This is a genomic window from Pseudoduganella sp. jia 12 (assembly GCF_055502675.1).
In genome coordinates this window covers 1-10,759 of the sequence record NZ_JBUXKP010000027.1, presented here as the reverse complement: position 1 = coordinate 10,759, position 10,759 = coordinate 1, and the positions used below count along the sequence as shown (strand labels likewise).

Here is a 10,759-nt window from a genome sequence, read left to right as displayed (position 1 = left end):
CAGCGTTCAATCTGAGCCAGGATCAAACTCTTCAGTTTAATCTCTGTTTTTCCGATACTGCTATCGGAGGTCACTCACTCAAGATACTGACGAATCATCCGAAGATGATTACGTTTATTACTTGTGCGAGCGTTTGTTGCTATATTTTGAGCATTCCGGACCGAAGTCCGGAGGCACATCGCATCAAACGCCCACACTTATCGACTGTTGATTGTTAAAGAATTCTGCCCAAGTATTTCAACTTCGGGCTTGCTGCGGATCCGGTGAACTTTCGTTCCGTCCGGCGACAAATCGTTGTGTTTGTCAGCAGCAGAGAGGCAAGATTATCGTTTGTTTCGTGCGAATCGTCAAGCTTCTTTTTGCCCCGCTTCAACTTGCTTGCTTCACTTTCGTGTCAGCGCGTTGCTGCGAGGGACAGGACTATAGCAAAGCTCCGACAGCTCTGCAAGAACTTCCCCATCGATTCTTTTATCCATCTCATCAATGGGGGAATGGTTTTCCATCAATAGAATTAAGGCTATTCTTTCGACAACATTTTGCTGAACCGATCAATGATTCCGCTCGTGCGGAGAACAGTGCAGCCATTCCATGCTGAAATCCGAACAGATCCTTGCGCTTGCCCCTGATGCCGCTTCTGCAAAAGCAGGGTCGCAACTCGCGGCTCCCGCGAAATGGGCTGTGCTCGGCCTGAACGGCAACGCACTATGGGGTGAATGCCAGGGCAGCGGCAAGCTCCCCTACCGTACCCAGATCGATATCGGCGAACCCGCCTTCAAGTGTTCGTGCCCAAGCCGCAAGTTCCCCTGCAAACATGGCTTGGGGCTCTATCTGCTGCGTGCCGCCCAGCCTTCGCTCTTCAACGAAGGCGAAGCGCCGCAGTGGGTGGCGGACTGGTTCGATGGCCGCAAAGCACGCCGCGAAAAAAAGGATGAGAAAGCGAGCGATCGCTCACCGGAAGCGGTTGCCGCAGCTGCCGAGCAGGCACGCAAGCGCGAGGAGAAGCGTGGCAAGAACATCGCCGCTGGCCTGGCCGACCTGCAGACCTGGCTCGAGGACCTGGCCCGCAACGGTATTGCGACTGTGCGCGAACGCGGGCCCGATTTCTGGGAAGGCATGGCAGCGCGCATGGTCGATGTCCAGGCCGGCGCTATCGGGAACCGGCTGCGCCGCGTGGCCGGCCTGTGTTTTCAGTCGGCGAATGCCGATTGGGATCGCCAGTTGGGCGCGGAGCTTGCCGCCCTGTACATGCTGTGCGAGGCACACACCCGGCAGGACGCACTGCCAGCGCCATTACGGGCCGATGTGCGCGCCCTCGTCGGGTGGACCACGCCCCAGGAAACCGTGCTGGCCGAGCCGCCGGTCGTCGACTGCTGGCAGGTACTTGGCCAATACACGGAGGACGAAGGCCGGGTGCGCGCTCGCACGACCTGGCTGCGAGGCGCCGGTAGCGGGCGCTGGGCAATGCTGTTGCACTATTCGGCTGGCGGCCAGGGCTTCGACGCACAACTCGTGGCAGGAACCGAATTCGATGGCGCCCTGTGCTTTTATCCGAGCGCGTGGCCGCTGCGCGCGCTGATCGCGGAACAGTCGGCAACGCGCCCGATCGCATCGACCATCTCACCGACGGCACTCGACACGGCACTCGATGGATACGCCAACGCCCTGGCGGTCCAGCCTTTCCTCGACCGCTTCCCCATGATGCTCGGCACCGTCGTTCCCGACAGCGAAAACCGACGCGCATTACGCACCGCCGGCGGGCAACTGGTCACGCTGCATTCCTCGTTCCGGCATGCGTTTCATTTGCTCGCGCTCAGCGGCGGAAATCCGTTGAGCATCTGCGGCGAATGGGATGGTGCCCGCCTGTTGCCACTGAGCGCCTGGCAAGGGGAACGTCTCATCAACTTTGAAACGGATTGCAGAACATGACGGCGCCAGTTTCGTTACGCAAGCTGCTGATGGTCGGCACCAGCCGCGCCCCACTCCCCGCGGACCTGCTTGAACCGGAGCTGGCCGCTTTCGCCAGTACGGCTTTCGACGGACCGGACATCACGCCCGAGCGCCGCCTCTGGCTTGCCACAGGTGCGGCCGACCTGTGGTCGCGCGCGGGTTATGTGCCGCCGCCGGCGCCCGCCAGGCAGCGCCAGCCCAGTGCGCAGGAAGCGCTGCCGGCCTGCCCGGTGCGTGCGGAATCGGTCCTGAAACACTTGCTCGAAGGCGGCAACGCGGCATCCTTGCAGACCGAATGGCTGGACAGGCTGGCCCGCAAGCCGGCCCGGTTGCCCGAACGCTTCCTGCCCAACATGCTCGAACTGGCCACCCGCGAGCCCGGACTCAGGGCCCGCATGCATCCGGTGCTGGGCATGCGCGGCAAATGGCTGGCGGCGCTCAAGCCGACATGGGCCTGGGCAACCCGGGCACCGGATGCGGACGAGATGCAGCGGGCATGGCACGACGGCTCCCTGGAGCAGCGTGTCGCGGCACTCGAGGCCTGGCGGAGCATGGAACCGGACGCCGCGCGCGCCGCGCTGGAAGCCTCCTGGCCTGCCGAACCACCCGAGAACCGCACTGCATTCATTCCCTGTCTCGGCATCGGCCTGGCAGCGGCCGACGAAGCCTTTCTCGAAGCGGCATTGGACGACCGGCGCAAACCCGTGCGCGTGACTGCGCAACGCCTGCTTGCACGCCTGCCGGGCTCGAAACTGTCGCAACGCATGCTGGCACGCCTGGCCCCGTTGCTGCAGCTCGAGCGCGATGCCTTGCATGGTACGCGCCTGGTCGTCGCGCTGCCGGCCGAGTGCGATGCCGCGATGGTGCGCGATGGCGTCGGCGAAAGCAGGCGCACGGACCTGGGCGAAAAAGCGGGCTGGCTGATGGATATGCTCTCCGCCATCGATCCTTCGCTCTGGTCCGCGTCGCATGGCCTGTCACCCGACGAGTGCCGTGTGCTGGGTGCCGCCACGGAGTACGAGCATGCATTGCTGCTCGGCTGGACCAATGCCCTGCAACTGCACTTGTCGCACGGCCCCACGCCTGGCCTGCTCGCGTGGCTCGGCGCATGGACCCGCATGTGGCTGCAGGCCGACGACGCGGTGTCCTGCCGGAACCCGCGAGCTTTGTTCGGGGCCTATGCGGCCTTGCCGGCGCCGGTCATGCATGCCATCGTGCTCGATGTGGTCGGCGCAAGCCGCGTGGCCTGGCAAGGCGGCGATGCGCCACTGGTGGAATTGCTGCATGAACTGGCGACGGTCTCCCGGGAGCCGTGGCCCGCGGAGCTGTCACGCGCCATCGCGCCACGCCTGCTCGGCGGCCTGGACGCCTTGAAGGAACGGCAAGCGATCTTCCATGCCGCGCTGCCGGCACTGGCGGCAGTACTCGATCCGGCCGCGACCCTCGAAGCCATGCCCCGGGAGCCCGGCCTTGCAAACGACACCTACGGCCTGCAAGACGCCGTCGACCGATTTTTCCAACTCGTGCGTTTCCGCCACGAGATGATCCTTTCATTCCAGGAGCCTGCATGACCGCACTTAGCACCGTCCTTCGCCAGCACGCCGAGACCCAGTATGCGAACGAACTGGAAGCGTTGATCGATTGCGATGTGCGCCAGCGCCCGCCGCGCTGGAAGATGTCCCCCTGGGCGGTATCGACTTACCTGCTGGGCGGGAAGCTGGACAACGGCATCGAGATCAGCCCCAAGTACATCGGCAACCCGCGCGTGATCGAGATCGCCATCGCGACCCTGGCAACCGACCGCGCCCTGCTGCTGCTGGGTGTGCCGGGCACCGCGAAATCGTGGGTGTCAGAGCACCTGGCCGCCGCCATCAGCGGCGACTCGACCCTGGTCGTGCAAGGCACCGCCGGCACCGGCGAAGAAGCGGTGCGTTATGGCTGGAACTACGCACAGTTGCTGTCGAAGGGTCCTTCGCTGGAAGCGGTCGTGGCCAGCCCGGTGATGCGCGCCATGCGCGAGGGGAAGATCGCGCGCGTCGAAGAGCTCACGCGGGTCGCCGGCGAAGTGCAGGACAGCCTGATCACGATCCTGTCCGAGAAAACGCTGCCGATCGCGGAACTCGACGACGAAGTGCAGGCACAGAAGGGCTTCAACATCATCGCCACGGCGAATGACCGCGACCGCGGTGTCAACGAACTGTCGAGCGCCCTGAAGCGACGCTTCAACACGGTCGTGCTGCCGCCGCCGCGCACTGCCGACGATGAGGTGCGCATCGTGCAAACACGCGTCGCCAGCCTGGGCCGTGCGCTCGAACTGCCTGGCGAATTGCCGGCGCTCGAGGAAGTCCGCCGTATCGTCACGGTCTTCCGGGAACTTCGCGAAGGCGTCACCGCCGATGGCAAGGTGAAGATCAAGGCACCCAGCGCGAGCATGAGCACCGCCGAAGCGATTTCCGTCATCACCCACGGCATGTCGCTGGCCGCCCACTTCGGCGATGGCGTACTGCGCGGCGCCGACCTTGCCGCCGGCATGGTCGGCGCGATCGTCAAGGATCCCATCCAGGATCGCGTGGTGATGCTCGAATACCTGGAGACCGTGGTCAAGGAACGCGATGGCTGGAAGGACCTGTACCGCGCCTGCCGCGAAGTCATGGCCTGACGCCGCGAAGCGATGACCGTACACCTGTTTGGCATTCGCCATCATGGCCCCGGCTGCGCGCGCAGCCTGCTCGAAGCGTTGCAGGCGCTGCAACCGGACTGCATCCTGGTCGAAGGCCCTCCCGAAGCGGATGCCCTGCTGCCCTACGTGGGCGAAGCGGAGCTGAAGCCTCCATGCGCCCTGCTGATCTATGCGCCCGCAACGCCACGGCGTGCCGTGTTCTATCCGTTTGCCGAGTACTCTCCGGAGTGGCAGGCCATCCGCTATGCCAACGCGCATGCCATCCCCGTACGCTGGTGCGACCTGCCGCAAAGCCATCGGCTGGCAGGCGCGCCAGGTCACGGCGAATCCGACGATCCGGCCACGGTGATCGACGAAACGCCGGCCGGAGACGAGACCACGCCCGGCCTGCGCGCCGATCCGCTGGCATAGCTGGCCGAGGCGGCGGGCTTCAGCGACACCGAGACATGGTGGGACCATCTGGTCGAGCAACGGGCCGACAGCCTCGACCTGTTCGCCGCGATCGCGGAAATGATGACGGCCGTGCGCGAACAAATCGGCGCGCAGGAAGATGTACGCGAGCTTCGCCGCGAGGCCTATATGCGCACCATGATCCGGGCCGCGGAAAAGCAGGGTTGCCAGCGCATCGCGGTGGTATGCGGTGCCTGGCACGTGCCGGCACTGGCGCGCATGCCGTCGGCGAAGAGCGACAATGACCTGCTCAAGGGCCTGCCGAAGGAAAAGCTCGCGGCCACCTGGACGCCGTGGAGCTATGGCCGGCTCACGTTTGCCAGCGGCTATGGCGCCGGAGTGGCGGCGCCGGGCTGGTATCGGCATGTATGGGACCATCGCGAGGGGGCCAGCCTGTACTGGCTGACCGGGGTTGCCACGCTGCTGCGCCGGCACGACCTGGACGCATCGCCTGCGCACATCATCGAGGCCGCGCGCCTGGCCGATACGCTGGCCGCACTGCGCGAGCGCCCGCGCGCCGGGCTGGACGAACTGATGGAAGCGGTACGCGCGGTATTCTGCTACGACAGCGACCTGCCGCTGCGGCTGATCCAGCGCGAACTCCTGATCAACGATCGCCTGGGTGAAGTGCCGGCTTCCGTGCCCACCCTGCCCTTGATCCAGGATGTACAGGCGCAGCAAAAACGGCTGCGCATGGCGGTGAGCGCCGATAAGGTCGATATCGACCTCGACCTGCGGCAACCCGCGCATCTGGAAAAAAGCGTGCTGCTGCATCGGCTCGCGATGCTCGGCATTGCCTGGGGCAGCCGGCAGATCGTGCGCGGCAAGAGCGGTACCTTCCACGAACTGTGGCGCCTGGCGTGGGAACCCGAGTTTGCGATCCGGCTGATCGAGGCCAGCGTGTGGGGGGCAACGCTGGAAGATGCCGCCACGGCGTGCGCGGTGAGCCGCGGCGCGGCGGCATCCGACCTGGTCGCGTTGACGGGCCTGATGGAACAGGTACTGCTGGCCGACCTGCGCGCGGCCGTGGCGCCACTCATGCAACGCATCGCGGATGCCAGCGCGCTGACAGCCGACCTGGGGTTCCTGCTGGCCGCCGTGCCACCGTTGGCCAACGTGCTGCGCTACGGGAGCGTGCGAGGCACGGACACAGCCGCCTTGACCAGCGTGGTCGACGGCCTGGTGGCGCGTGCCTGCGTGGCACTGCCTTTCGGCGTGCGGGCCTTGGCCGACGAGGCAGCGGCCCAGCTGCTGGCACAGCTCATCGCGGGGGACACGGCGATCCGCCTCCTGCAGAACGCCGAGCATGGTGCGGCCTGGTTCGCGGCGCTCGAAGCCGCCGTCCGCAGCGAAGCCACGCATCCCCTGCTGTTCGGGCGCGCGGTACGCATTCTTGCCGAGCAGGGTCATTGGCGGATGGACGAGGCTTCGCGCCACCTGGCCCTGCTCTGTTCGCGCGCGGTAGCGCCGCTGGCGGCCGCCCAGTGGCTGGAAGGCTTCCTGCAGGGCAGCGGTACCCTGCTGGTGCATAACGACGAGCTTTGGCATGTCGTCAATGATTGGGTGCTGTCGCTGCCGGCCGAGACCTTCGTCGAGTTGCTGCCGCTGCTGCGGCGCACCTTCGGCAGTTTCCAGGCACCGGAGCGGCGCCAGCTGGCCGGGCGGGTGAAAGCCGGCATGACCGGACCGGCAAGGTCGGCAAGGCTGGCAACGTCGTCGCCCCCGGGCGGCGCGCATGCAATCGATCCGGAACGCGCACGGCGCGTGTTGCCGGTACTGGCAACGATATTCGGTGGCGCCGCGGCGCAGGAGGTGGTACATGGCGAATGATCCCGAACAGGCGGAAGCCGTGCGCCGCTGGCGCCTCGTGCTCGGCGGCGCTGCCGACGACACGACGCTGACCGCGACCGATCTCGCCATGGACCGGGCGCTCGATGCGCTGTATGGCGCCGACCGGGGTGCGCCTCGCGGCGGATTGGGCGCATCGGCGCCAAACGTGGCGCGCTGGCTGGGCGATATCCGTCAATACTTCCCTTCCACTGTCGTGCAAGTGATGCAAAAGGATGCGCTCGACCGGCTCGGCCTGCATCAGATGCTGTGCGAACCCGAAATGCTGCAGGCCGTCGAGGCCGACGTGCACCTTGTTGCCACTTTGCTGAGCTTGAACAGCATCATGCCGAACAAGACGCGCAGCACGGCCCGTTCGGTGGTGAGCAAAGTGGTTCGGGAACTGGAAAGCAAACTGGCCAGCCCACTGCGCCAGGCCGTGACGGGCAGCCTGACCCGGGCGACACGCAACCGCCGGCCGCGTCATAACGAGATCGACTGGAACCGCACCATCCGCGCCAACCTGAAGCACTATCAGCCGGACTACCAGACCATCATTCCGGAAACCCGCATCGGCTTCGGCCGCAAGGGCCAGTCGCTGCGCGACATCGTGCTGTGCATCGACCAGAGCGGTTCGATGGCGCCATCGGTCGTGTATGCCAGCGTGTTCGCGGCGGTGCTTGCCAGCATCAAGGCCGTCAGTACCTCGGTGGTCGTGTTCGATACCGCGGTGGTCGACCTGACGCCGCTGTTGTCGGACCCGGTCGAGGTGTTGTTCGGCACCCAGCTGGGCGGTGGCACCGACATCAACCGCGCGCTGGCCTATAGCCAGGGGCTGGTCCAGCGGCCGAAGGACACGATCTTTGTGTTGATCAGCGACTTGTACGAAGGCGGGCACAACGACGAAATGCTCAAGCGCGCCGCGGCAATGATCGCCAGTGGCGTGCAGTTCATCGTGCTGCTGGCACTGGATGACCAGGGCGCGCCTTCCTACGACAAGCACAACGCGGCGCGACTGGTGGCAATGGGCGCGCCGTGCTTTGCCTGCACGCCCGACCTGTTCCCGGACATGATGGCGGCGGCGATCAAGCGCAACAGCCTGGAGCAGTGGGCGGCGGAAGCGGGCATCGTTCACGTGTGACTACGTGAACGGGTTTGTTGTCACCTCGGCACGGCATACCGCGCCAGTATCGCGTAAAGATGGCGCACATACCGCTCGGCATTGATTGCAGGGGCATCCAGCTGGTGCCCTCGAAAACATCCACTCGTCGACGCCTCCGGATGCTCGTCACAGGGAAGTTATTGCACCAGTTCTTCCGGCACCGGGACAGCTTTCTTGCGGACAGCTTTCACCGTCGCCCTGCGCCGCCACAGGAGGAGCACGCCGAATATGCCGCAGGCGCCGATGGCAGCGATGGGCAGCGGGATTGGTGACGGTTCCGGCTCTGCCACGCTGGAGGGATCGCGTAGCGCTTCAGGGAACGGGCGTGGTGCGACTGGCACGATTTTCCAGTCGGCCTGGTTTTCCGGAACGCGCGACTGGAACTCGTCGAACGAGAATACCGGCGCCGAGCCGAAGACACGGCTGGATGGCGTTTGCGGAATCCGCACCAGGAAGATAGCGTCGATATCGCTCCTGAGTTGCTGCTCGTATGCGGTTAAAGTCCGCGGTGCGCCTTTGGCACCGACGATCTGCAGCAGATCGAGCCCTGCGGCCTCGAACGCCACCGCCGGCAAAAGCCGCGTTTGCTCCTCGTTCAAATAGTCGTAGATCTTGCGGCCGCTCTGCAAGCTGCCATCCTTGGTCGCGATATACGCATAGGCCGCAAGCGATTTCAGTGGTGCTGTTGGGCCGCGCTTTGGAATTTTCCAGCCGAGCGAATCGAATACGTCGACACTGATACCGGCACAGTTCGCACTGGCATGCCGGTATTGGAAATCGTGGCGATAGAGCTGGTTGAAGACGCGCTGTACGCCGCCCTGGAATGCGGCCGCCGTGCGCTGGTTGTTCAGGACCGCAACCAGCATCCAGGATGGGCGGTAATATTGCTGGCCACTGTTCAGGTCCATCAGGTAATTGTCCATCGGGAGGGTCGCCGCCACGATGCCTTTTTCGCTGACCGAATCCAGGTTATAGAAATTGTTGACGGCCCAGTCCGACCATTCGCCACGGTCGCCGATACGGCCGGTAGCGACAGCAAAATGCCCTCCCAGCGATTCATCGTCATCGCCCTGGGCGCCGTTCAGGACGAAGCCCAGCACGGGCTTCTGTTTCCAATCGCGGTCCTTGCCGGGATGACGTTCCCATACCAGGCGCGTTTCGATACCGCGTGTCTGCTTGATCGGTTCGCGCACGAATGCAGCCAGCTCCGATGGCTCTCGAAGTGGCTTGCTCTGCAGTTTGGCTGGTTCAAAAGCGAAGTCGCTTGGCCAGATCGTGCGGGCAACGAAGACCTCTTTGGCGCCCGTGCTCTCGATTGCACCTCGCATGCGCACTTCGCTTCCTGCAAAATAATCGGCGGTAGCGCCGTTGGCGTAGGAAAGGTTCGTTGAAATCTTCGGCACGAGCTTGATGTCGAGTTCACTGCCGGCATTGGTGCGAACACGCCCGGCGCCTGGCAGCATGACCGCCCCTTCGATGATATTTGGCGCCCCGATCCAGACCAACGATGGATAGGCCAGCTTTTCCGCCCCCGGCCCGGCAGCCCAATTGCCGACATCGCTTTTTCTGTCCACCCCTTGGGTAAAGCCCGACACTGCCTCGCCCTTGCCCGGTACGGCAATCAGGTCGTTTTCGAAATACCACAGCCCCTGCTTCGGCACCGTGCAAGCACCGCATTTTCCGGTACGCAAAAGCATACTTTCGGCAGACAACAGTCCGATGGATTCAGACTCCAGGGCACCTTTCACTCCTGCACTTGATGCATTCATTGCGGACTCTGCAGCGCAGGCAAACGAGGTAACCAAAGCTGCGGCTGCGGCAAGGAGTTTTCGGGCCATGCTGATTCCTCAGTTCGGGAAAAAGCAGAGCTTACCGTAAATAAGACCAGTGAAATTGATCTTATACATCATCTGCGGGAAAGTAAGACTCGGCGGCAAAAATACGACAGCAGATCGGTAATGTGGCGAGACTGGTGCGGCCCGCCGGGCAAATACAGGGCCGAGCCCAGCTTGCAACTTACTGCCAAAGTGGCGCCCCAAAGTGGAAAAACCGCCAGTACACGCCAGCGGGGTTACCTGTACAGACCAGAACTGGGGGGCAGGCGGTTATCAAAACTGGTGACAGGCACCAATTCAAAACTGGTGACAGGCACCAATTAATTTGAAACATTTCCAGAAAACCGGTGTCTGTCACCGTTTTTCGTCACCGTTTTTTGAGCGACAAATGAAAAAAGCCCACCAGGCAAGGCTTGGCAGTGCCAAGCATTGCGGTGGGCTTCAAGCGGTCTTGCAAAGCAAAAAACCCCGCCAGCACACGCTAGCGGGGTTTTTCTATGTAACAGCCTGACGATAACCTACTTTCACACTGGTTGCAGCACTATCATCGGCGCAAAGTCGTTTCACGGTCCTGTTCGGGATGGGAAGGGGTGGGACCGACTTGCTATGGTCATCAGGCATGACTTGTACGATCGATTGCTCTCAATGGAGCAGCAATCGATCTCAATCCGGAAGAAGTAAAGTTGGGTTGTAGTGTTCAACTACGTCTCATCAAAGAGTAAATGCAAGGAATCATTAGTGATTCATAACCGTCAAGGTTATAGGGACAAGCCGTACGGGCAATTAGTATCAGTTAGCTTAATGCATTACTGCACTTCCACACCTGACCTATCAACGTCCTGGTCTCGAACGACCCTT

At 63.3% G+C, this 10,759-nt stretch carries 5 protein-coding genes, 2 rRNA genes and 1 pseudogene; 5 read left to right on the top strand and 3 right to left on the bottom strand.

All coding sequences use genetic code 11. The features are described 5' to 3' along the window. Positions 1-588 precede the first annotated feature (588 nt). The 5 genes and pseudogenes from ACY65G_RS30465 to ACY65G_RS30445 all read left to right on the top strand — a co-directional run bounded on the left by ACY65G_RS30465 (position 589) and on the right by ACY65G_RS30445 (position 8,045). Positions 589-1,926 (top strand): SWIM zinc finger family protein, encoded by a 1,338-nt coding sequence (locus tag ACY65G_RS30465; RefSeq protein ID WP_465001017.1) that lies wholly within the window; start codon positions 589-591, stop codon positions 1,924-1,926. Further along, positions 1,923-3,518, top strand: coding sequence for a DUF5691 domain-containing protein (locus ACY65G_RS30460; protein WP_465001016.1), 1,596 nt, complete (start codon positions 1,923-1,925; stop codon positions 3,516-3,518). The genes ACY65G_RS30465 and ACY65G_RS30460 overlap by 4 nt, the downstream gene beginning before the upstream one ends. Then, complete coding sequence (locus tag ACY65G_RS30455; RefSeq protein WP_465001015.1) at positions 3,515-4,606, top strand: ATP-binding protein; 1,092 nt, start codon at positions 3,515-3,517, stop codon at positions 4,604-4,606. The genes ACY65G_RS30460 and ACY65G_RS30455 overlap by 4 nt, the downstream gene beginning before the upstream one ends. A gap of 12 nt (positions 4,607-4,618) precedes the next feature. Then, a pseudogene (locus tag ACY65G_RS30450) lies at positions 4,619-6,907 on the top strand (DUF5682 family protein). Beyond that, positions 6,897-8,045: a VWA domain-containing protein gene (locus tag ACY65G_RS30445; protein WP_465001014.1), complete on the top strand. Its 1,149-nt coding sequence runs from the start codon at positions 6,897-6,899 to the stop codon at positions 8,043-8,045. The pseudogene ACY65G_RS30450 and the gene ACY65G_RS30445 overlap by 11 nt, the downstream one beginning before the upstream one ends. 158 nt (positions 8,046-8,203) lie before the next feature. Here the strand turns inward: ACY65G_RS30445 and ACY65G_RS30440 are convergent, their stop codons facing one another. From ACY65G_RS30440 to ACY65G_RS30430, 3 genes are all read right to left on the bottom strand, one after another. Continuing rightward, positions 8,204-9,904, bottom strand: a complete 1,701-nt coding sequence (locus tag ACY65G_RS30440) for a hypothetical protein (RefSeq protein ID WP_465001013.1) — start codon at positions 9,902-9,904, stop codon at positions 8,204-8,206. 502 nt (positions 9,905-10,406) lie between these two features. After that, a 5S ribosomal RNA gene (gene rrf / locus ACY65G_RS30435) occupies positions 10,407-10,519 on the bottom strand. Between the two features lie 144 nt (positions 10,520-10,663). Further along, positions 10,664-10,759: ribosomal RNA gene (locus ACY65G_RS30430) — 23S ribosomal RNA — on the bottom strand; the annotation flags it as partial.

Excerpts from the sequence above, each read along its gene's own strand:
- ACY65G_RS30455 (WP_465001015.1), top strand. The coding sequence starts at position 3,515 with ATGACCGCACTTAGCACCGTCCTTCGCCAGCACGCCGAGACCCAGTAT.
- ACY65G_RS30460 (WP_465001016.1), top strand. The coding sequence starts at position 1,923 with ATGACGGCGCCAGTTTCGTTACGCAAGCTGCTGATGGTCGGCACCAGC.
- ACY65G_RS30440 (WP_465001013.1), bottom strand. The coding sequence starts at position 9,904 with ATGGCCCGAAAACTCCTTGCCGCAGCCGCAGCTTTGGTTACCTCGTTT.
- ACY65G_RS30465 (WP_465001017.1), top strand. The coding sequence starts at position 589 with ATGCTGAAATCCGAACAGATCCTTGCGCTTGCCCCTGATGCCGCTTCT.
- ACY65G_RS30445 (WP_465001014.1), top strand. The coding sequence starts at position 6,897 with ATGGCGAATGATCCCGAACAGGCGGAAGCCGTGCGCCGCTGGCGCCTC.